Origin of the sequence: Sinorhizobium fredii USDA 205 (genome assembly GCF_001461695.1) — a bacterium.
In the GTDB taxonomy this organism is placed as follows: domain Bacteria; phylum Pseudomonadota; class Alphaproteobacteria; order Rhizobiales; family Rhizobiaceae; genus Sinorhizobium; species Sinorhizobium fredii.
Genome location: NZ_AUTC01000045.1, coordinates 98,090 through 118,848 on the forward strand (window position 1 = coordinate 98,090; position 20,759 = coordinate 118,848).

Sequence of the window (20,759 nt, forward strand, 5' to 3'; positions counted from 1 at the left end):
ATAACAGGAGCCTCCCATGAAGAAATTCCTCCTCGCAGCATCGCTCGCCCTCGCCTTCGCGGCCGGGGCAGCCAGCGCCGAAACGATCAAGGTCGGCGTGACACCCGGACCGCATGCCCAGATCATGGAAAAGGTCAAGGAAGTGGCAGCCGGCAAGGGCCTCGACATCGAGATCCTCGAATTCTCCGCTATGTCATGCCGAATCAGGCGCTTGCCGATGGCGAGCTCAATGCCAACTCCTTCCAGCACAAGCCCTATCTCGACAATCAGGTCGCCGACCGCGGCTACGACATCGTCAGCATCGCCTATACGGTCAACTTCCCGATGGGCGTCTATTCGAAGAAGGTGAAGAGCCTCGAAGAGCTTGCCGACGGTGCGACGGTGGCGATTCCGAACGATCCGACCAATGGTGGCCGCGCGCTGCTGATCCTCGCCGACAAGGGCCTGATCAAGCTCAAGGAAGGTGCAGGCCTCAAGGTCGGCCCGGCCGACGTGGTCGAAAATCCGAAGAATCTCACCTTCGCCGAGCTCGATGCCGCCCAACTGCCACGGTCTCTGGATGATGTCGATGCCGCCGTCATCAACACCAACTATGCGCTCGAAGCCGGCCTCGACCCGTCCAAGGATCCGATCGCCCGCGAAGGCGAGAAGGCGCCCTATGTCAACATCATCGCCATCAACGGCAAGGACAAGGACGCGCCGTGGGTGAAGACGCTGGTCGAGTCCTATCACAACGACACGGTGAAGACGTTCGTCAACGACACCTTCAAGGGCTCGGTCATCGCCGGTTGGTGATCCTGGAATTTGCCATCATCCTAGCCCTCTCCCCGCAAGCGGGGCGAGGGAGCTTGAGCGGTCGCCGCGCGTGTCCTTCGCCCCGCGTGCGGGGAGAAGGTGGCCGGCAGGCCGGATGAGGGGCGAATCCCAACATGCAAAGTTGCGTGTCCTGACGCGCGGCTTCCATTGATCGACGCAGGCACAGCGCTATTTCTTCCCGCTTTCGAGGGAGGAAAACACATGAAGGGTCAATGTCTGTGCGGCGCGGTCCGCTATGAGGCGAAGCGAGCACCGATCTATTCCGGGTTCTGCCATTGCCGCGATTGCCAGCGGGCCACGGGGACCGGTCACAGTTGCTACATGATATTCTCGCGTGTCGACGTCCTTGTTACCGGCGAGCTTCGCACCTTCCAGACGTTGGCCGAAAGCGGCAACGTGTCGATCCGCTATTTCTGCCCTGCCTGCGGCAGCCAGATTTTCGCTTCCGGCCCGCCGGATGACGATCAATGGACGGTTTTTGCGGGCACGCTCGACGACACCGCGCTGTTTGAACCGACAAATGCGGTCTTCGCGCGGAGTCGCCCGCATTGGGACCGGCCCACTCTTCCCGTCGACGAGTACGAGACGCTGCCGGCCTGATGGGCCTGAATTGACATCCGGACGACGGTCGCGTCTAACGTCGGCATGCCTGTTGCACTTTCCACCTTCGACCGGTCGCTTCTGTCCGGCGAGCAAGGCGAGGCTGCCGCCTTCGCCATGCGGCTGCTCGTCCGTTTCGCCGAGGCCGTTGGCGCGGAGCGCTTCATCGACATCGAGGCGGCGCATATCGACGGCTGTCTCTATCTCGGCCAGGTGAGCCTCGACTTCGTCGAGCATCTGGTGCGTCTCGGCGGTCGCGTTCGCGTGCCGACGACGCTGAATGTCGGCTCCGTCGATCTCATCCATCCGGAACTTTTTCATGGCAGCGACGAGGTCGGCCGGGGTGGAGCGCGGCTGATGAGGGTGCATGAGGAACTCGGCTGTGTGCCGACCTTTACCTGCGCGCCCTATCAGACGATCTTCCGGCCGCGCTTCGGCGCCCAGATCGCCTGGGCCGAGTCGAACGCCATCGTCTTTGCCAATTCCGTGCTCGGCGCCCGCACCAACCGCTATGGCGATTTCATCGATCTGTGTTGTGCGCTGACCGGTCGTGCCCCCTATTACGGCCTGCATATCGGCGAGAACCGCCGCGCACGCATCCGTGTAGAGGTCGAGAGCCTGCCCGGGGAATGGGCGGAAGCGGGGCTCGCCTGCGTCGCCGTCGGGCATGCGATCGGCCGGCGCTGCGGCGACCGGGTGCCGGCGATCACCGGCCTGCCGGCTTCGACCAGCGAGGATGATCTGAAGGCGCTCGGTGCCGTCGCCGCTTCCGCGGGTGCGGTTGCGCTTTTCCATGCCGTGGGGCTGACGCCGGAGGCGCCGACCATCGATGCGGCATTTCAGGGCCAAGCGCCGGAAGAGGTGATCCGACTCACGGCGGCGGACCTCCGAGAAACCGTAAGTAAGCTTTCGACGGTTCCGGACGGCACCCCATTGACTGCCGTCAGCCTGGGCACGCCGCATTTCTCGCTTGCCGAGTTCGAGCGGTTGATGCCGCTGATCGACGGGGCTCGGCTGATGGTCGATGTCTATGTCAACACCCATCGGGCAGTGCTCGAGGACTTGCAAAGACGCGGCTGGGAGGAGCGCCTGAGGGCAGCCGGCGTGACGCTGGTCATCGATACCTGCACCTATGTGACGGCGGTGATGCGTGACCTGTCCGGCGCCGTCATGACCAATTCCGGCAAATGGGCCTATTACGCGCCGGGCAACATCGGCGTCGACGTCGCCTTCGGATCGCTTGCGGACTGTGTCGGATCGGCCCGGGCCGGCAAGGTGGTGCGGCTGTGACGGTGCGGCTCAAGGCAGCGACGCTGGTCGGCGGATCGGCGCAGGCAGAAACGCTGGTGCTTTCGGAACCCTTAAGCTTCTGGGGCGGCCTCGACTCGGCGACCGGGCGGATCATCGACCAGTGGCATCCGCAGAAGAACGAGGTGATGATCGGCCGGATCCTGGTGATGCGGGCAGGGCGCGGCTCGAGCTCCGGGAGCTCAGTGCTGGCGGAAGCGCTACGGCGCGGAACCGGGCCGGCAGGTATCGTGCTGCTGGCGCGCGACGCGATCGTCACCGTCGGGGCGATGGTCGCGGCCGAGCTCTACGGCAAGGCCTGCCCGGTGGTTCTCGCCAGCGAAGCGGATTGGGCGGCGATCACCGGGGCCACGTCACTCGCGATCGAGGCGGGCGACGAATCGGCAGTGATCGAGATTTGACGCTGGCGATTGCGGCTTCGCCTCAGCTGCCGAGATGCCGCTCGCCGCGCGTCTTCGCCAAAGCGATCTGCCGCTGCCGCTCCCGATAGCGCTCGCGATCCTCGTCGGTGCGGGCCTCATGGCAGTGAACGCAGGAGACGCCTTCCTCGTGAAGGGGCGAGAGGAGGTCTTCCGGCGTCAAAGGCTGGCGGCAGGCGTGGCAGAGCGTGTGCTCGCCCTCCGCAAGGCCATGGGTGACGGAGACGCGTTCGTCGAAGACGAAGCAGGCGCCGTCCCAGAGGCTTTCCTCCGCCGGGATCTGCTCAAGATACTTCAGGATGCCGCCCTTGAGATGGTAGACCTCTTCAAAACCCTGTTCCTTCATGAAGGCGGTCGCCTTCTCGCAGCGGATGCCGCCGGTACAGTACATGGCGATCTTCGGCTTGTTGTGCAGGCCGGTGTGGTTGCGGACCCAGTCGGGAAACTCGCGGAAGGTCTTGGTTTTAGGGTCGACGGCGCCGCGAAACAGGCCGATCGCCGTCTCGTAGTCGTTGCGCGTGTCGATGACCAGCGTATCCGGATCGGAAATCAGCGCGTTCCAGTCCTTCGGTTCCACATAGGTGCCGACCACCTGGTTGGGGTCGATGGCCTCGACGCCCATGGTGACGATTTCCTTCTTCAGCCGCACCTTCATGCGCAGGAAGGGCATGGCCGCGGCCCGGCTCTCCTTGTGTTCCAGGCCAGTGAATTCAGGCTGAGCGATGAGGTAGGCCAGCACCGCGGCAATGCCCGTCTCGGTGCCGGCGATCGTGCCGTTGATGCCTTCATGGGCGAGAAGCAGCGTGCCCTTCACGCCGTTGGCATCGCAGACAGCCTGCAGCGGTTCGCGGAATTCGGCGAAGCGCGGAAAGGAGACGAAATGATAGAGCGCGGCCACCAAAAACTGGCCCTGCGCCTCTGGGCGCGGTGTCGTGAACATGTCGGTCATGGGGCACGCAAATACAGCTTTCGCGGTTCAAGCGCAATTGCGGCGAATCGGACCGAAAGGTCCAAGCGTTACCGCCCGGCCTCGAGCCACAGCAGTTCGATCGTGCGGCTTTCGCTCCCCGGGTCGTCGAGGAAGACCGCCGCTGCCCGCTGCAGGGCTTCCAGTCTCAGATCCTCTTGCCGGGTGATGACGGCGGAAAGGAGATGAGCCTGATTCTGGCTGTCGCCGGCGAGCTCCGGCTCTTCGTTGATGAGGGACGTCATCGTGGCGAGGTCGTTCAAATGGCCGAGCACGTCGACCAGTTCCTTGGTTTCCGCCCTCTTCGCTTGCATCGCCGAAGGCCATGCCTCTCGCAACAGCCCCAGATGCATCCTATAGTCCTGGGCGCGCTTGCGCAGCTCGTGCAAGAGCTCGGCCTCGGTGCTCGTTTCGCAAGCGGCCCTGGCGCGCGCGGCGCGGCTCAAGGTTCGCCGCCAGCCTTTTGCCAGTCGGCCGGCGGATTCTCGTCTGCCGTCGTCGAAGGAAACATGCGTAAGTGCCGCGAGCGCCTGTTCGCAAATGACGATGGTCGAGTCGATCTTGCCTTCGAGATCAGTTTCGCCTTCAGCGATCCGGTCACGGCGGTCTGCGAGGATCGAGCAGACCTTGTCGAGCGCCAATTGCTGCTCTTCGCTGGCCGCATGCTCGCGGAGATAGCTGGCGTTCTCGACAAGAGCTGCTGCGTCGCGAACGGTCGAGAGATTGCGCGCCACATCTCGGATGCGGGCGTTTTCCTGCTTCTGAAAGAGTGGAGCATCGCAGGCGACGAGCCGGTAGAGCGAGCGCAGGCGCTTGAAATTCTTGCGCGCGTCGTGGATGGCTTCGTGCACGCCCGCCGGCTGATCCTTGAGCACTGCCACCGCACGCGCGACCTGCTCGGCGCCGACGGCGCGAAAGTCCTCGGTGAAGGGACGGCCCGGACTGAAGGCGTAGGTCATGGTTGCGCGACCAGCAGTCCCTCAGTGGCCAGCGCCTGGTTGGAATAGCGGCGGTCGCCGGTGATCTCGCGGCCCAGCCATGCGGGAAGGGCGGGGAGGTCCGTCTCCTTCTTCATCTCGACCTCGGCGACGACCAGGCCTTCGAGGGCTCCCTCATAAACATCGACCTCCCAGGTGAAACTCTTGTGCGGGACGCGATAACGGCGCTTCTCGATGACGATGCCGACGGCCTGGGTCAGCAACTCGCGGGCGTCGTCCATAGGCAGGTCGTATTCGTACTCGTTCCGCACCAAAGCCGATTTGCCGATCTTGACGGTAAGGCGGGCCCATTTGTTTCCATGGATTCGCACGCGCACCGAACGATCCTCCATGGTGACGATATAGGCTTGGCGTAACCTGATGCCTCCGTCGGCGCGCTCCCTCCAGTCGTCGGAAGCAACCAGGAACTTGCGCTCTATCTCCTTCGCCATGGAATGTCCTGCCGTTCGAGAGGTCGACCGTCATCAAACTATCGCATTGCGGGTTAGGCTCAAGCCATCTCTTTGTTGCAGATGATATTTTATCGTCTTCTTTTGTACGGCGCGTACGGCACGGGGTCTTTCGGTCTCGACAATGGCAGGCGGGCGGAGTATGCGAGTGCAGATTCAATCGTTTTAAAAGGACGGCGGGCATGAGCGCGAAGACCGACAAGCTTCTTTCCATCCTCAAGCTGCAACCGGTGGTACCGGTGCTGGTGATCGATGATGCAGCAACTGCAGTCCCGCTGGCTCGGGCGCTTGTTGCAGGTGGCCTGAAGGCGATCGAGATCACGCTGCGCACGCCGGCGGCGCTCGAGGCGATCCGCGCCGTGGCGAACGAAGTTGAAGGGGCGGTTGCCGGTGCCGGAACCATACTCAACGCCGCCCAGTTCGAAGAGGCCGTTTCGGCCGGCTCCGAGTTCATTGTCAGCCCCGGCACGACGCAGGAACTGATCGACGTCGCCGACGACCACGAGGTGCCCCTGCTGCCGGGGGCGGCGACGGCGAGCGAGGTGATGGGGCTGCGCGAGGAAGGCTACGGCGTCATGAAGTTTTTCCCGGCCGAGCAGGCCGGCGGCGCCGCCTATCTGAAATCTCTGTCGTCGCCACTTGCAGGTACTTTGTTCTGCCCGACCGGCGGCATTTCGCTTGCCAATGCGCGGGACTATCTTTCGCTGCCGAACGTCGTCTGCGTCGGCGGCTCCTGGGTTGCGCCGAAGGAGCTGGTCGCCAGGGGCGACTGGGCCGGCATCACCAAGCTCGCTGCCGAGGCCTTTGCGCTAAAAGGCTGACCGGGCGAAGCAAAGGACAATCCATCAAGAAGCCGGGCCCTCGTCCGGCTTTTTCATGTCCGGTTCGTGTTTGTATTTTCACCTGCCGGTTCCTATGTCTCACTCCGACAACGACGACGCAGAGAGGCTGCCGCTTCCGCGCGTCAAACCTAAGGAGCGAGGCCGATGTTCGACGCGAAGAAATTGCTGGATCAGTTCTTAGGTTCGCAGGTGCCCGGCGCCGGCGGCACGGTTCGCGGCCGCGCCGATCAGGTGACCCAACTCGCCAAGGACAATCCGCTGGCGACCGGCGCGATCGCGGCCGTGCTGCTCGGCACGAAGTCAGGACGCAACCTGGCCGGCAATGCGGCTGTTCTCGGCGGGCTGGCGGCGATCGCCGGCCTCGGTTACCAGGCCTACAAGAACTATCAGGCCGGGCAGGCGCCGCAGCCAGCGTCGCCTGCACCCATGGAACTCCCCGCGCCGCCTGCCGATTCCGGCTTCGCGGCGCCGGAAGCGCTCAGCAATGACTTCGCGCTGGTGCTCGTTCGCGCCATGATCGCCGCCGCCCGGGCGGATGGCCATATCGACGAAACCGAACGTCGTCGGATCATGGACAAGCTCTCCGTCTCGGGTCTCTCGGCGGATGCCACGGCCTTCCTCGAAGGCGAGCTTGCCAATCCGATCGATCTCGACGCCATCGTCGCTGCCGGCAAGACGGAAGAGGAACGGGTCGAGATCTATACGGCATCGCGCCTTGCGATCGAGCCGGATGGCCGGGCCGAGCGCGGCTATCTCGATCTTCTCGCTGGCCGGCTCGGGCTTGCCGATGCGCTTGTCGACCACATCGAGGCGACGGTTTCGGCGGCCAAGGTTTCTGTCTGAGACGCAGCGCGATGAGCGGAGCGTATCCGTTCCGCTCATGGTTCGATCACGAGTTTGAATTTGAAACGCGGCGGTGTCTGTCCTATTGCCAAAGCAAGTGGAACGCGGGGAGCGATCGATGCGCGATCTTGCCAATTGGAAGGGATGTCCGGCGCCGCAGCCGGTTTTGATCGAGGGCCGCTATGTGCGGCTGGAGCCCTATGACCGCGCGGTGCATCTGGAGCCGCTCTGGCACGATGCCTTTGGCGGCCTGGCGATCAACCCGCTGCTCAAATATTTCACCCAGGACGATTTTTCGGGAATCGAGGCCTTCGACGCCTGGCTCTCGGCTGTTCAGGCGAAATCCGGCTGGATCACCGAGGTGTTTCGCGACAGGGCAACCGGCAGCGTCGTCGGCATGGCGAACTACATGCGCGCCGACCCCGCCAATGGCGTCGTCGAGGTCGGCGGCGTGGCGCACGGGCCGGCCATGGCGCGATCGCCGCTCTCGACGGAAGCGCACTACCTGATGGCGAGGCACGTTTTCGAGGATCTCGGCTATCGCCGCTACGAGTGGAAATGCCACAGCGAAAACCAGCCTAGCCGCACCACGGCGCTCAGGCTCGGCTTTACCTTCGAAGGCATTTTCCGCCAGCACATGATTTCCAAGCACGGCAATCGCGACACCGCCTGGTTCTCGATGATCGACGGCGAATGGCCGCTCCTCAAGGCCGCCTTCGAGGGCTGGCTTTCACCCGACAATTTCGATAGCGAAGGGCTCCAGAAGCGACGTCTCGAGGACATCCGCGCGGAACTGGCGACAAAGGAGCAAGCGTGAGCGCGCCCGAGAAAAAGGAAAGGTCGGCTGCGATCGCCGCCGCGATCATCCTGGCGATCGTCGGCATCGGCTTCTTCGTGCTGCCATCGATCATGGTGCGGCTCGGCGACATTTCCCCGTGGCTCGCCGCCGGCGTCGGGGCGATTTTCGTGCTCGGCTTCTTCCTGATCTTCTGGCTGCGCGCCCGCCATCAGCGCCGGCGGGGGCTGTAGCTGCGCCTCAGCCTTGCAGCGCGGCACCCAGCAGAACAAGCCCCAAGACCAGGACCAGCAGCGCACCGGCGATTTCGATGCCGTTCGAGATGCGCGCCGCAGCCGATTGGCTCGAGGCGTAGCGAACGGCGAAGCCCTTGGCGGTGACGGCCAGGGTGGCGAGGATCGAGACGGTGATGGCGGTGCCGATCGACATGGCGAAGACCGACAGCACGCCGCCGAGATAGAGCCCGTTCAGCAGCGCGAAGGAAAGCACGATCAGGGCACCGGAGCAGGGGCGTAGACCCACTGCAACGATTGCCGACCAGGCTTCGCTGAGCGCAAAACGATCGCCCTTCAGCATTTGCGGATCGGGCGCATGGGCGTGGCCGCAGGTGGCGCAGACCTCGCCGGGGCCATGCGCGTCGCCGTGATGATGCGAATGATGGTGACCGTGATGGCCGTGATCATGGGAACCATGCTGATGATGGGCGTGCCCGTCGGCAAGGGCCAGCCTCGGCCGGGCCATCGATCGCAGCTTGCGGAAGACCAGCCAGCTGCCGAAGGCGGCAATCAGCGCATAGCTCGCGACCTCGAGCCAATGGGTGGCGCGCGTCATGTTGATGGAGGAGCCGCGCAGCACGAGATAGACGGCGCCGATCAACAGGATCGCCACGACGCCCTGCAGGATCGACGAGAGGAACGACAACAGCACGCCACGTTTCAGTTCCGTCTCATTGGCGATCATGTAGGAGGAAATCACCGCCTTGCCGTGGCCGGGGCCGGCCGCATGGAAGACGCCATAGGCGAAGGAAAGGCCGATCAGCGACCAGAGCTGCCAGGGGTTGTCGCGCATGTCCTTGAGCGCGCCGGTCAGCAGCCGGTAGAAGCTCTGCTGTTCCATGTTGACCCAGGCGAAAAACCCGCCGAAGACGCCGGTGGTCGGGATCGAAGGCTCGGCGGAGCCGATGCCGAGCGGCGATTGCGCCATGGCGAGCGTCGCCGAAAGGGCTGCCAACAGAAGGCCGGCGACGAGCGGACCGCCGATCCTGCGCAGGTTCAGCATGTCACCTCGATCCTCGTTGCGAAGAGTTTCGACATGTCGGTGCCGGTCGGATCGTTCCAGAAGGCGTCGGTGAGCGTGTCCTTGTTTTCGGCCAGCACCTCGTCCGGATCCGGCCGCACCACCTGGTGCTGGCAGGCCTCGATCTTCTCGCCGACGACGGTGAGATCACCGTCAGTCGGGAAGTCCATCGCCGTGTACATGGTCGGGTCGTAGACACCGAAGGAGAGCTTGCCCTTGAGCGGCATCGCCTCCGCCGGCTTGACCGCGAACATCATCAGCAGTTGGTTGTCCTTGTAGTCGACCGTGATGCTGTCGGGCTTTGTGACTTTTACCGATTTTCCATTGTCGAATATCGCCGTGTAATAATTGTACTCGGAAAGCGACTCGAGCACAGTCTGGCCGACTTCCTTCAACTCATCCGGATCGAGCGTGGCATTGGAGTTCTTGTCGAAGTCGAGCACGACGCTTGCCGAAAACAGCTCGTCGAATCGCCAGACGTTGCGAAGTTCGCCGATATTCCCCTTGTCGTCGGAGACGATCTCCAGCCGCGCCTCGGCGAAGATGTGCGGATGGGCGACGGCGAGCCCGGGCATCAGCAGGGTCGCAAGTCCGGCCAGGACGAGACGTTGTGTGTTCATCGGAATCGGGAGTCCTTTCCGGTCGAAGCCGACCGTACGAATCGCCTCGGAATGTACCGCAAATGGGACGGAATTGGGACTTCGCAGGCGAAGTGCCGGACACGCCTTCATTGCGTCTTGCGGAACCAGCCGTGCAGGAAATCGACGAAGGTGCGCACTTTCGTCGGCAGATAACGCCGGTGCGGATAGATCGCATAGATGCCGCGGTCCTTGGGGAGGTAGTCGTCGAAGAGCGTCACCAACTCGCCGGACTGGATTCTCGGGCGGGCGATGAAGTCGGGGAGGACCGTCACGCCGATGCCGGTCACCGCGGCGCGCGCTGCGGCAAGCGGGCTGTTGACCTCGATCGGACCGCTTACCGGCACGGTGAAGGGCGAACCGTCCGGCTCGATGAAACGCCAGTTCGAGTAGGAGCGGCCGTTGGTGTCGAGGATGCATGGAATCTTCGAAAGCTCGCTCGGGTGCGCGAAGGGGCCGGCCTTCGCCAGGAAGTCCGGCGAGGCGCAGACCAGCAACTGGAAGTCATCGAGCTTGCGGGCGATCAGCGTCGAATCCTCGAGCCGGGTGATGCGGACAGCCACGTCGAAGCCCTCTTCGACCAGGTCGACGAATCGGTCGTCGGAGACGATCTCCAGCGACAATTCCGGGTGCTGCCGGCCGAAATCGATCAGCGACTGGCCGATCTCCGCATCAACGAAGGTCCGCGGCACGGTGATTCTGAGGCGGCCGCGCAGGTCGGAATTGTTGGCGCGGACGAGATCGGCAAGATTGTCGATCTCCTTGAGGATCTCGGAGGCGGAGCGGTAATAGGTGTGACCGGCCTCGGTCAGCGAGAACTGCCGCGTCGTGCGGTTGAGGAGCAGGGCGCCGAGCTCGTCTTCGAGTTCGCGGACATATTTTGACAGAAGCGCCTTGGATTTGCCGATGCGCCGGGCAGCGGCCGAAAAACCCTCCGCGTCCACGACGTCGATGAAGGCGCGGATGCGGGTCAAAGTGTCCATGATTCGTCTTTCCCTTTTCACGCTGCGGAGGCCGGAACCTCCCTTCGGAAGTCCCGATTTCGGGCGTCTCTGCCGCGCGCACCAGCCACGCCGCGATCGTTCATTGAAAGTGAACACTCACGCCATGGTCCGGTCCAGAAAAATTTAGGGGCGAAGCGGAAAAAACTCTTGATTACGACAGTGATTTTTCTTACCTACGCACTTGCCCAAAGTCGCACGTGCCTGTGGGTGTCCGCCGACCCTCGATTAGGTGAGGGTATCGGTAAGGTACCTGGAACTAACCCCTCCAGTCGCTATTCCGGCCAACCGGGAAATGCGAGGACATCTTGAAGCAACGACGGTGCGGGCCTTTCTGGTGTCTGCCGGCTTTCCAACAGCCGGGGTTACTGAAGAGGCACACCTTCATTGCCGGAAGTGCGGTTGGGTTATTCCCTCCAATCCATGGCAGACAAAGCCGAATCTTAGCCTTTGAGGGCTTCGATTCATCGTTTCGCGCATCGAGCGCATGCATGGTTCCGGGGTCTCCACCGGCTGGTTCCAGTGCAAGCGCGCGTATGCCCTTTGTCCTCCACAGTTGTGGAGTCTAATGGATCGGGGAATAAAGCCATGACCACCGCACGCATCATCGACTTCCTCAACACCCGACGACCCGAAGGCCCCTGCCTCGTTGTCGACCTCGACATCGTGCGCGACAATTTCAAGGCTTTCCGTCACGCGCTGCCCGACAGCGCCATCTACTACGCCGTGAAGGCCAACCCGGCGCCGGAAGTCCTGCGCCTTCTCGCCGGTCTCGGCTCCAACTTCGATTGCGCGTCTGTCGCCGAAATCGAAATGGCGCTCGATGCCGGTGCGACCCCGAGCCGCATCTCTTATGGCAACACCATCAAGAAGGAGCGCGACATTGCCCGCGCCCATGCGCTGGGGATCAACCTCTTCGCGGTCGACAGCCATGAAGAGGTCGAGAAGGTGGCGCGTGCCGCTCCGGGCGCCCGGGTGTTCTGCCGCGTGCTCACCGATGGCGAAGGCGCCGAATGGCCGCTGTCGCGCAAGTTCGGCTGCGTGCCGCAGATGGCCGTCGACGTGCTCGTCTATGCCCATCAGCTCGGCCTCGTCTCCTACGGCGTGTCGTTCCATGTCGGCTCGCAGATGACCAAGCTCGACGCCTGGGATGCGGCGCTCGCCGATGCCAAGCGCGTCTTCGGGCAACTTGCCAAGCAAGGCATCGAGCTCAAGATGGTCAACATGGGCGGCGGCTTCCCGACGAAGTACCTCAAGGACGTTCCGACGGCCGAAGCCTATGGCCAGGCGATCTTCGGTGCGCTGAAGAAGCACTTCGGCAACAACATTCCGGAGACGATCATCGAGCCGGGCCGCGGCATGGTCGGAAATGCCGGCGTGATCAAGGCGGAAGTCGTCCTCGTCTCGAAGAAGTCGGACAACGACAGCCACCGCTGGGTGTTCCTCGACATCGGCAAGTTCGGCGGTCTCGCCGAGACGATGGACGAGGCGATCCGCTACCCGATCCGCACGGCGCGCGACGCCGACGAAATGGAGCCCTGCGTGCTCGCCGGTCCGACCTGCGACTCGGCCGACGTGCTCTACGAGAAGAACATGTACCCGCTGCCGATCTCGCTGACGATCGGCGACGAGGTTCTGATCGAGGGCACCGGTGCCTACACGACCACCTACTCGGCTGTCGCGTTCAATGGCTTCGAGCCGCTGAAGGCCTATGTGATCTGACCTGCTCGCTCCCGTCTCAGGCGGGAGCGGCGACTTCACAATCATCTTTGGTCCGCCTGAAGCGGTTTTGATGACGGGAGGCCCCGATGGCCGCTGTTGTTGACACCCTGCGCGCGTTCTTCGCGCCGTCCACCTTTGTTATAGACGCCGAAAATCCGGGCGACGTCGTCGCGCGGGAAAACCTGCTCGACCGGGCCATGGGACCCGGCCGCAGCAAGAAGTCGTCGGAAAAGCTGCGGCGCGGCCGCGTGCCGGCCGATGGGCTCGCCCTTGTGACACGCGATGTCGACGGCCACGTCATCGGCACCGTCCGCCTCTGGAATATCGAGGCCGGCGTCACCCGCGAAGGGCAGGCCGTCCCGGCGCTGCTTGTCGGGCCGCTCGCCGTCGATCCGGCGCATGAGGGCAAGGGGATCGGTGGGACGCTGATGCGGGCGGCAATCCAGGAAGCCAAGAACCGCGGCCACGGCGCGATCCTGCTCGTCGGCGACGCCGCCTACTATGAGCGCTTCGGCTTCTTCGCGGAGCGGACGCAGCACCTCGTCATGCCCGGCCCGTTCGAGCGCAACCGCTTCCTGGCGCTCGAACTCAAGGAAGGCTGGCTGGAGGGCGCGGCCGGCATGCTGGTCGCGAGCGGCCGGAAACTTGCCATGCCGCCGGTCAAGCGCGCCGCCTGACATTTCTTCCGCCTCTCACCCTGCGGAGGCGACAACGAACAGCGCTCCCGTCGCGAGGCGGGGGCGCTGTCGTGTCTTGCGACCATGCTGGCGAAGCTCGTTCGCGGAGCGTCATCGATCAAGAGGTAGCCCTTCGATAGAAGGCCAGCGATCCGGCAAGCGCGAGAAGGGCACCGCCGCACAACCGGTCGAGCCAGATCGCGCCGGAGCGCTTCAGGAAGCGCACGGCCTGCGAACCGAGCACGGCATAGCCGAACATCACCATGAAATCGATCGAGGCAAAGACGAGCGCCAGCGCGATATATTGCTTCGCCTGGGGCAGGGTCGGGTCGATGAACTGCGGCAGGAAGGCCGAAAAGAAGAGATAGCCCTTCGGGTTGGTGACGGCGACGAGGAAACTCTTCAGGAAGATCGAGCGCCGCGTGCCTTCACCGGCGCCATGCGGCTCCTGCGACGCGATATCCAGCGTGCCGCGGGAGCGCAGCAGCGCGATACCGAGAAAGGCGAGATAGGCCGCGCCCAGCCACTTGACCACCGTGAACCAGAATTCCGACGCTGCAAGCAGCGCACCGAGGCCGAGCGCCACGGCGCCGATCAGCACGAAATCCGAGAGCACCGCACCGATCATGCCGTAGCCGGCGCGTCGCACGCCGTGGCGCGATCCGTTGGTCAGTGCCAGGAGCACGGTCGGTCCTGGCGTTGCTATGCCGATGAAGGCGACCAGGGCGAATGCAAGGATGGTCATCTCGTTCATGGAAATCTCCTCTCGCCGTCGCACAGTCGTTCCATATCTTCGACAGCGCTGCAACGAAGAATTGCACGTTTCGGAAGTGCGTGCATTTGACAGCACGCACCGCTTCGCCTATGGAGGCGGCGGGCGAGGGCCCCAGCCGTCCGCGAGCGTTCAAGCTTTGGTGAAGTCCCTCTTTTCGACTCGGTCACGCCTCGAAGGCATGCGAACCGATGGCAATGCGGGCACCCATCCGAAGAAGCGCATGCCGCAGCAGGAGACCCTGTCATGACGCATGAATTACGGACGCTTCCATCACTCGATATCTTGAAAGATCAGGCGAAGCACTTGCGCGCCCTGCTCGCCGCCGCAGGCAATGAGATCGGACACTCGAAATCTCTCGAACTGATCGCCGCCCAATACGGCTATCGCGATTGGAACACGCTGCACGCAGCCGCTGGCAACCGGCCGCCGTTCAATCCATGGATGCTCGGCGCGCGGGTGAGGGGCCATTATCTCGGCCAGCCCTTCGCGGGCGAAATCCTTTCGGCCCAGGCCCTGACGGCCAAGCCGGGTCACTACCGGCTGACGTTCAAGTTCGACGAGCCGGTGGATGTCGTCACCTTCGAAAGCTTCTCGGCCTTCCGGCAGAGGGTGACGGCAATCGTCGACGAAAACGGCCGCACGGTCGAAAGGACGTCGAACGGACGGCCGCACCTGGAACTGGAATGGTGACGCCGCGAAGAGGCGCGATGATGGATCAGACGATCGTCTGGTCCATCTCCGCCGCCGGTATTTCGTCGACGCGATGGATGCGCACCACCGTTGCCGGCACGCCGGCGACCGTCGTCCTGGGCGGGACGGGTTTCAGGACGACACTGCCTGCGGCCACCTTGCTATAGGCGCCAACCTCGATGTTGCCGAGGATCTTGGCGCCGGCCCCGATCATCACACCGCGACGGATCTTCGGGTGCCGGTCGCCGGTTTCCTTGCCGGTGCCGCCGAGCGTGACGTTCTGAAGGATCGAGACCTGGTCCTCGATGACCGTGGTCTCGCCGATGACGATGCCGGAACCGTGGTCGAGCATCACCGCCCTTCCGATGCGGGCGGCGGGGTGAATATCGGGGCCGAACAGGAGCGAGGCCAGATTGGAAAGCCAATTGGCCACTTCCGTGCGGCCGTCGAGCCAAAGCCGGTGCGCGGCGCGATAGGTCTGCAGCGCCTGGAAGCCCTTGAGATTCACGAGGACGTGCATCAGGCCCGGGCAGGCGGGATCGCGCGCCAGTACGGCGCGAAGGTCGGCCTCGGCTGCGACCAGTATGTCGGAATCGGCATCGAACAGGCCGGCGAGCAGCGTCGCAAGCGACTGTTCGTCGATGCGTGCCAGAGCGAGGCGGGAAGCAAGAATGCCACCAAGCAGTTCGGCATTTGTCCGGGCTTGCGTGATCAGTCTCAGGGTCGGTTCCATGACCGGTTCGCTTGCGGCAAGCTGCCGAGCTTCCGCGCGAATGAAGTCCCAACCCTCGCCGTCGGCCAGCGGCGCTACCGTCGAGCCGCGATACCTCTCGGCCGTGTTCCCTTTGACCATTCGTTCCCTATCCCGCCAAATCCACCACGCCACAATCTCCGGCGGCGGAGCCGAAAGCAAGCTGCCGGCCGGTCCTGTTCCAGGCCATGGCGGTGACCGCGCCCTTGCCGGGGCGGCGCAGCAGCACTTCCTTGCTGTCGGCGAGGCGGGCGGCGAGGATCATGCCGTCCTCGTAGCCGATCGCGACGATGTCCTCGGCCGGATGACAGGCGACCGTTGTCACCATCGTGTTGCCGCGCGTGCCGAGTTCGAGCGGCGCCTTGCCCATTGGGCCGTCCTTGCCCTGGAAGGGCCAGACGATCGCCGCCGGGGCGCCCGCGGAGGCGAGCCATTTGCCCTTGGCCGACCAGGAAAGCGACTTTACCTTGGCCGGGTAGCCGGTCATGCGCATGTGCCGCGCCTCGGCGCCTGGCTTTGCATCGAGTTTCCAGCCATGCAGCGCGTTTTCCTGCATAGAAGTGACGACGAAGCGGCCGTCGGGCGAAAAGGTAACGCCGGTATGGGCGCCCTTCCATTCGAGGTCGAGCGGCTGGCCGGCGATTCCGACCCAATGCAACGACACGCCATTGTAGCGCGCCACAGCGATGCGCAAGCCCTTGGGGGCGAAGGCAATGCCCTCGACGGTGCGCTCCTCGGGGAATTCCTTGGTGGTGCCGTCGGCAAGGCGGACATAGCTCGTCTTGCCGAAAGCATAGGCGACCGCCCTTTGTGGGCCGGCGGCGACCTGGGAAATCCATTTGCGCGGCGTCTCGGCGACAAGGCTCGCCGTTCCGTCGGCCGAAACGCGCATCACCTTGCCGTCCTCGCCGCCGGTCAAGAGCGTGTCGGTTGCCTCGTCATAGGCGAGCGACAGCAGGCCGTCGTGCAGCTCGGTCGTCTTGTGGCCCTGATCGAGACGGTGAATGGTGCCGGCGGCCCCGGCGAAAAAGGGAATGTCCTTCAAAAAGGCCACGCCGACGACGTGGCCTTCGAGATCGAGCGGAGCGACGGTCGGCATCAGTTGGTCAGGCTCTCTTGGTTACCACTACCCGGGATCATGCCTGGACTTCACAGGCCTTGAAGGTGCGCTCGAGCTTCTCGCGGTCGAGATCGCGGCCGATGAAGACGAGGCGGGTCTCGCGCTTCTCGCCTTCCTTCCACGGCCGCTGGTGGTCGCCCTCGATGATCATGTGAACGCCTTGCACCACATAGCGCTCGGCGTCGCCTGCAAAGGCGATGATGCCCTTGAGGCGCAGGATGTTCGGCCCATCCGTCTGGGTGATCTTCTGGATCCAGGGGAAGAAGCGTTCCGGATTCATCTCGCCGCCACGCAACGAGATCGACTGCACTGTCACGTCGTGGATCGGCGACGGGGCATGATCGTGGTGATGGTGATGGTCGTGATCATGATCATGGTGGTGATGGTCATGATCGTGATGATGATGGTCGTGATCGCAGTCGGGGCCGCAGACGTGATCGTCCTGTTCACCCTGATCGAGAAAATGCGGATCGTTCTCCAGCGCCCTTTCGAGGTTGAAGGCGCCCTGGTCGAGCACCTTGCCGAGATCAATATCAGAGCGCTGCGTCCGGTAGATGCGGGCCGACGGGTTGATCACGCGGACGGTCGCCTCGATGCGCTCGAGTTCTTCGGGTGACACGAGATCGGTCTTGTTGAGCAGCACCACATCGGCAAAGGCAATCTGGTCTTCCGCCTCCCGGCTGTCCTTCAGCCGCAGCGGCAGGTGCTTGGCGTCGACCAGTGCCACGACTGCGTCGAGCTCGGTCTTGGCGCGCACGTCGTCATCCATGAAGAAGGTCTGGGCAACCGGCACCGGATCGGCAAGGCCGGTCGTCTCGACGATGATCGCGTCGAAACGACCGGGACGGCGCATCAGCCCTTCGACGACACGGATGAGGTCGCCGCGCACGGTGCAGCAGACGCAGCCGTTGTTCATCTCGTAGATTTCTTCGTCGGATTCGACGATCAGGTCGTTGTCGATGCCGATCTCGCCGAATTCGTTGACGATCACCGCATATTTGCGGCCGTGATTTTCGCTGAGGATGCGGTTGAGGAGCGTCGTCTTGCCGGCGCCGAGATAGCCCGTGAGCACGGTGACGGGGATCGGCTTCTGCGTGGTCGTTTCGGTCATGGGAGCCTCGAGGATTGGCGATGCACCGCGGGCATCTTACGTTGGGGTCTCATATAGGAGATGACGCAGCGATGCGCAAATGTGCGGCGCGCCTTTTCGCCGCCGTCAATCGATCAGGCAAAGTCACCGATGTCGAAGGCTTGCACGTCCCTGAGCAGTTCGATGATGCCGCCGACCGCATGGCCGAGCAGCGCTTCGCCGCGCTCCGGCGTGGCGGCGGCGGCATTGCCGGCCACGCCGTCCGGGTTGAGGTCCGACATCTTCCAACCGAAGGCATGCGGGCCATAGGCGCGCAGATGTTTGAACCGCCGCTGGAACTCGCTCTGGCGGGAAGGAAAGTGGCGCGCCTTTGCCATGTCGACCTTGTCCGGGTGGAGGGCCAGCATCACCGACGTTTCGATGTCGCCGCCATGGATGTCGATCGCCTTGTCCTCCGCGCTGATCCAGCCCTCCGGCTGCCCGAAACGGGTCCAGCTCGTCGCGACCGCCAGCATGCCGAAGCGCATGCGCGCTTCGGTTGCCACGATGGTCATCAGGGGGGAATTGCCGCCATGCGCGTTCAGCATCACGAATTTGCGGATGCCGAGCCGGCTGAGGTTTTCGGCGATACCGAGCCAGCGCGCGATCGCTTCGCCGTAGGCAAGCGTCCGGGTCCCGGCAACGTCCAGATGTTCGATCGAATAGCCGATGGGCTCGACCGGCAGAAAGGTCGCCGGCAGTCCCTGGGGCAGCCTCGCAATGACGCGATCGACAATGCCCTCGGCGATCAGCCGATCGGTTTCGAAGGGCAGATGCGGCCCGTGCTGCTCCTGCGCGCCGAGCGGCAGGACGGCGATCCAATCCCGGCGCTCAGCGGCAGCAAGAGCGGCGGGATTGTCGCCCCAGCGGGGCTTCGGCAGCGACATTTCTGTTCGGTCCTCCGCATCGATTGTCGTAAAATCGTTATTTGAGTCACACAGTTCGTAATCTCAAGCGGTATTGCTATAAAGGCAGTGTACGGGATTCGGCCGGAGGTCCAATGGGCAAGAAGAGCAAAGCCGAAAAGAAGGTCAAGAACGGCAAGAGGAAGGACGAGATCGCCGCCGAGGCGCTCGATCATGATTTGGCGTCGATTCTCGTCCAGGCAGCCCGATCGATGCGCACCGTGCTTTCCCGCAACCTCGTTGAAAGCGGCCTTTATGCGGGCCAGGACGGCGTCATGCTCGCCCTTGCCGAAACCGACGGTCTGACCGCCGGGGCGCTCGCCGCCAGGCTCGGCGTCAAGGCGCCGACGATGACGCGCACGATTGGCCGCATGGAGGCCCAGGGCTTCCTCGAGCGCCGGCCGGACGAAGGTGACGCGCGGCTGACGAAGGTCTTTCTGACGGCTCCGGGTCGCGACCGCCTGCAGACCATCGCCGAGGCCGGCCAGCATTCCGAAAAGCTCGCGACGCGCGGCCTCACCGACAAACAGGTGCGTACGCTTCTGAAACTCCTGCGCGCGGTCGACAAAAACCTTCAGGCGGCACGCGCCGCCAACTAACGTCCGGGTTTAGAGCCTTTCCTGGTTAAATTGAAGCATTCTGCCGGAGCAGGTTTTCGTCAGGGCAGAGGCGATTGTCGAAGGTCGTACCTGAAGGTACGGCCGAGGCGATCGCGTCTGAGCCTGGCGGAAAGATGCCCGGCCCTTCGGGTTGGCTGAAGCGGGCGGCCTGTTTGCTCGGCTGGCTTGGCCGTATGCTTTGGCTACGCCGCGCGCCAGCCGAGCAAACATTCCACTCCGCTTGAGCCAACAGAATGGTTCCATTTAACCAGGAAAGGCTCTAAGCGCACTTCCCGATTGCAGCGGCGATTTAAACAGTTTAAAGAGGGTTTAAAACGGGCCGGGACAATCGACGGGCAACGGGGGGCACGGTGGCGCAGAAGGTCAAGCTTTCGACAATCGCGGAGACACTCGGACTTTCGACGGCGACCGTATCCCTGGCATTGCGAGACAGCCCGCTGGTGGCGATCGCCACCCGCGAGAAGATCAAGGAGCAGGCGCGCGCCCTCGGCTACATCTACAATCGCCGCGCCGCAAGCCTCAGGACATCGCGCTCCGGCATCATCGGCGTCGTCGTGCACGACATCATGAACCCCTTCTATGGCGAAATCCTCAAGGCGATCGAGGCGGAACTCGACCGCGACAAGCAGACCTTCATCCTCTCCAATCATTACGATTCCGTCGAGAAGCAGCGCGATTTCATCGAGACGCTGCTGCAGCTCGGCGGCGACGGCGTCATCATGTCGCCGGCAATCGGCACACCGCCGGAGGACATCCAGCTCGCCGAGGACAACGGCATGCCGGCGATCCTGATCGCCCGCTCGATCGAGGGCCTCGACGTGCCGATCTTCCGCGGCGACGACGCCTACGGCATCGCGCTTGCCACCAACCATCTGATCGGACTCGGCCACCGCTGCATCGCCATGGTCGGCGGCACCGACCAGACCTCGACGGGGCGCGACCGCTATCAGGGCTATGTCAACGCGTTGCGCAAGGCGAATATCGACGTCGATCCGGACCTGCGCATCCCCGGCCCCCGTTCCAAGCAGGGCGGCTTCGAGGCGGCGGTGCATCTTCTGTCGCTGCCGCAAAAGCCAACCGCCGTGGTCTGCTGGAACGACCTTGTGGCGATCGGCATGATGAACGGCATCGCCCGCGCCGGCCTCGTGCCGGGCGTCGATATTTCGGTCACCGGTTACGACGATCTCGAGGAGGCCTCGATCGCGACGCCGGCGCTGACGACCGTCTGGAACGGTCAGGCGGAAGTCGGCCGCAGCGCGGCGCGCGCCCTGCTCGACAAGCTTTCGGGCAGCCACGAGCCGGATGGCATCCACCTGATCAAGCCGGAAATGCGGATCCGCCAATCGACCGGTCCGCTCCGCGTAACGGCTTGATCCTTTTCTCCGAGTCAGAACAGG

23 protein-coding genes and 1 pseudogene are annotated in these 20,759 nt (G+C 63.7%); 13 read left to right on the forward strand and 11 right to left on the reverse strand.

Going from position 1 to position 20,759, the window contains the following annotated elements:
• Positions 1–16: 16 nt before the first annotated feature.
• The 4 genes and pseudogenes from N181_RS06360 (at position 17) to N181_RS06375 (ending at position 3,125) form a co-directional block, all read left to right on the forward strand.
• A pseudogene (locus N181_RS06360) lies at positions 17–795 on the forward strand (MetQ/NlpA family ABC transporter substrate-binding protein).
• Positions 796–1,017: 222 nt separating this feature from the next.
• Positions 1,018–1,416: a GFA family protein gene (locus N181_RS06365; protein WP_014329851.1), complete on the forward strand. Its 399-nt coding sequence runs from the start codon at positions 1,018–1,020 to the stop codon at positions 1,414–1,416.
• A gap of 45 nt (positions 1,417–1,461) precedes the next feature.
• Positions 1,462–2,706, forward strand: a complete 1,245-nt coding sequence (locus N181_RS06370) for an aconitase X (RefSeq protein WP_037394135.1) — start codon at positions 1,462–1,464, stop codon at positions 2,704–2,706.
• Complete coding sequence (locus N181_RS06375) at positions 2,703–3,125, forward strand: aconitase X swivel domain-containing protein (RefSeq protein WP_014329849.1); 423 nt, start codon at positions 2,703–2,705, stop codon at positions 3,123–3,125. Before N181_RS06370 ends, N181_RS06375 begins: the two co-directional genes overlap by 4 nt.
• A 22-nt stretch (positions 3,126–3,147) precedes the next feature.
• Here N181_RS06375 and trhO read toward each other — a convergent pair whose 3' ends face one another.
• The 3 genes from trhO to N181_RS06390 all read right to left on the reverse strand — a co-directional run bounded on the left by trhO (position 3,148) and on the right by N181_RS06390 (position 5,539).
• Positions 3,148–4,092, reverse strand: coding sequence for an oxygen-dependent tRNA uridine(34) hydroxylase TrhO (trhO, locus tag N181_RS06380; RefSeq protein ID WP_014329848.1), 945 nt, complete (start codon positions 4,090–4,092; stop codon positions 3,148–3,150).
• A gap of 68 nt (positions 4,093–4,160) precedes the next feature.
• Entirely contained in the window at positions 4,161–5,069 is a 909-nt protein-coding gene (locus N181_RS06385; RefSeq protein WP_014329847.1) for a CHAD domain-containing protein, read from the reverse strand.
• Complete coding sequence (locus tag N181_RS06390; RefSeq protein WP_014329846.1) at positions 5,066–5,539, reverse strand: CYTH domain-containing protein; 474 nt, start codon at positions 5,537–5,539, stop codon at positions 5,066–5,068. The genes N181_RS06385 and N181_RS06390 overlap by 4 nt, the downstream gene beginning before the upstream one ends.
• Positions 5,540–5,739: 200 nt before the next feature.
• Between N181_RS06390 and N181_RS06395 the strand changes: the two genes are divergently transcribed.
• From N181_RS06395 to N181_RS06410, 4 genes are all read left to right on the forward strand, one after another.
• The gene (locus tag N181_RS06395) at positions 5,740–6,378 is read left to right on the forward strand and encodes a 2-dehydro-3-deoxy-phosphogluconate aldolase (protein ID WP_014329845.1); all 639 of its coding nucleotides are present in this window, start codon (positions 5,740–5,742) and stop codon (positions 6,376–6,378) included.
• Positions 6,379–6,543: 165 nt separating this feature from the next.
• Positions 6,544–7,242 (forward strand): tellurite resistance TerB family protein, encoded by a 699-nt coding sequence (locus tag N181_RS06400; RefSeq protein ID WP_014329844.1) that lies wholly within the window; start codon positions 6,544–6,546, stop codon positions 7,240–7,242.
• A gap of 118 nt (positions 7,243–7,360) precedes the next feature.
• Positions 7,361–8,059 carry a GNAT family N-acetyltransferase gene (locus N181_RS06405; RefSeq protein ID WP_014329843.1) on the forward strand — a complete coding sequence of 233 codons (699 nt, stop codon included), beginning with the start codon at positions 7,361–7,363 and terminating at the stop codon, positions 8,057–8,059.
• Positions 8,056–8,271 (forward strand): hypothetical protein, encoded by a 216-nt coding sequence (locus N181_RS06410; protein ID WP_037394138.1) that lies wholly within the window; start codon positions 8,056–8,058, stop codon positions 8,269–8,271. The genes N181_RS06405 and N181_RS06410 overlap by 4 nt, the downstream gene beginning before the upstream one ends.
• Positions 8,272–8,278: 7 nt before the next feature.
• Here N181_RS06410 and N181_RS06415 read toward each other — a convergent pair whose 3' ends face one another.
• The 3 genes from N181_RS06415 to N181_RS06425 form a co-directional block, all read right to left on the reverse strand.
• Entirely contained in the window at positions 8,279–9,316 is a 1,038-nt protein-coding gene (locus N181_RS06415; protein WP_042775664.1) for a nickel/cobalt transporter, read from the reverse strand.
• Entirely contained in the window at positions 9,310–9,954 is a 645-nt protein-coding gene (locus N181_RS06420; protein ID WP_037394164.1) for a DUF1007 family protein, read from the reverse strand. Before N181_RS06420 ends, N181_RS06415 begins: the two co-directional genes overlap by 7 nt.
• Before the next feature lie 107 nt (positions 9,955–10,061).
• The gene (locus N181_RS06425; RefSeq protein ID WP_037394153.1) at positions 10,062–10,955 is read right to left on the reverse strand and encodes a LysR family transcriptional regulator; all 894 of its coding nucleotides are present in this window, start codon (positions 10,953–10,955) and stop codon (positions 10,062–10,064) included.
• A gap of 606 nt (positions 10,956–11,561) precedes the next feature.
• On the opposite strand from N181_RS06425, the gene odc2 reads away from it, so the two are divergent.
• Positions 11,562–12,695 (forward strand): ornithine/lysine decarboxylase, encoded by a 1,134-nt coding sequence (odc2, locus tag N181_RS06430; protein ID WP_014329838.1) that lies wholly within the window; start codon positions 11,562–11,564, stop codon positions 12,693–12,695.
• 86 nt (positions 12,696–12,781) lie between these two features.
• On the forward strand, positions 12,782–13,372 hold the full coding sequence (locus N181_RS06435) for a GNAT family N-acetyltransferase (protein WP_014329837.1): 591 nt from the start codon (positions 12,782–12,784) through the stop codon (positions 13,370–13,372).
• Positions 13,373–13,490: 118 nt separating this feature from the next.
• Here N181_RS06435 and N181_RS06440 read toward each other — a convergent pair whose 3' ends face one another.
• Positions 13,491–14,126 (reverse strand): LysE family translocator, encoded by a 636-nt coding sequence (locus N181_RS06440; RefSeq protein WP_060563299.1) that lies wholly within the window; start codon positions 14,124–14,126, stop codon positions 13,491–13,493.
• A 264-nt stretch (positions 14,127–14,390) separates the two neighbouring features.
• Here N181_RS06440 and N181_RS06450 point away from each other — a divergent pair, with 264 nt between their 5' ends.
• Positions 14,391–14,837: a glyoxalase superfamily protein gene (locus N181_RS06450; protein WP_014329835.1), complete on the forward strand. Its 447-nt coding sequence runs from the start codon at positions 14,391–14,393 to the stop codon at positions 14,835–14,837.
• Between the two features lie 25 nt (positions 14,838–14,862).
• Here the strand turns inward: N181_RS06450 and cysE are convergent, their stop codons facing one another.
• The 4 genes from cysE to N181_RS06470 all read right to left on the reverse strand — a co-directional run bounded on the left by cysE (position 14,863) and on the right by N181_RS06470 (position 18,724).
• Entirely contained in the window at positions 14,863–15,690 is an 828-nt protein-coding gene (cysE, locus tag N181_RS06455) for a serine O-acetyltransferase (protein ID WP_014329834.1), read from the reverse strand.
• A gap of 7 nt (positions 15,691–15,697) precedes the next feature.
• Positions 15,698–16,687, reverse strand: coding sequence for a WD40 repeat domain-containing protein (locus N181_RS06460; RefSeq protein WP_014329833.1), 990 nt, complete (start codon positions 16,685–16,687; stop codon positions 15,698–15,700).
• A gap of 37 nt (positions 16,688–16,724) precedes the next feature.
• Positions 16,725–17,819, reverse strand: a complete 1,095-nt coding sequence (locus tag N181_RS06465; protein WP_014329832.1) for a CobW family GTP-binding protein — start codon at positions 17,817–17,819, stop codon at positions 16,725–16,727.
• A gap of 113 nt (positions 17,820–17,932) precedes the next feature.
• The gene (locus N181_RS06470; RefSeq protein ID WP_014329831.1) at positions 17,933–18,724 is read right to left on the reverse strand and encodes a creatininase family protein; all 792 of its coding nucleotides are present in this window, start codon (positions 18,722–18,724) and stop codon (positions 17,933–17,935) included.
• Positions 18,725–18,837: 113 nt separating this feature from the next.
• Here N181_RS06470 and N181_RS06475 point away from each other — a divergent pair, with 113 nt between their 5' ends.
• Together N181_RS06475 and N181_RS06480 are read left to right on the forward strand one after the other, a co-directional pair.
• Positions 18,838–19,341, forward strand: a complete 504-nt coding sequence (locus N181_RS06475; protein WP_014329830.1) for a MarR family winged helix-turn-helix transcriptional regulator — start codon at positions 18,838–18,840, stop codon at positions 19,339–19,341.
• Positions 19,342–19,712: 371 nt separating this feature from the next.
• Positions 19,713–20,735 carry a LacI family DNA-binding transcriptional regulator gene (locus N181_RS06480; RefSeq protein WP_014329829.1) on the forward strand — a complete coding sequence of 341 codons (1,023 nt, stop codon included), beginning with the start codon at positions 19,713–19,715 and terminating at the stop codon, positions 20,733–20,735.
• Positions 20,736–20,759 lie beyond the last annotated feature (24 nt).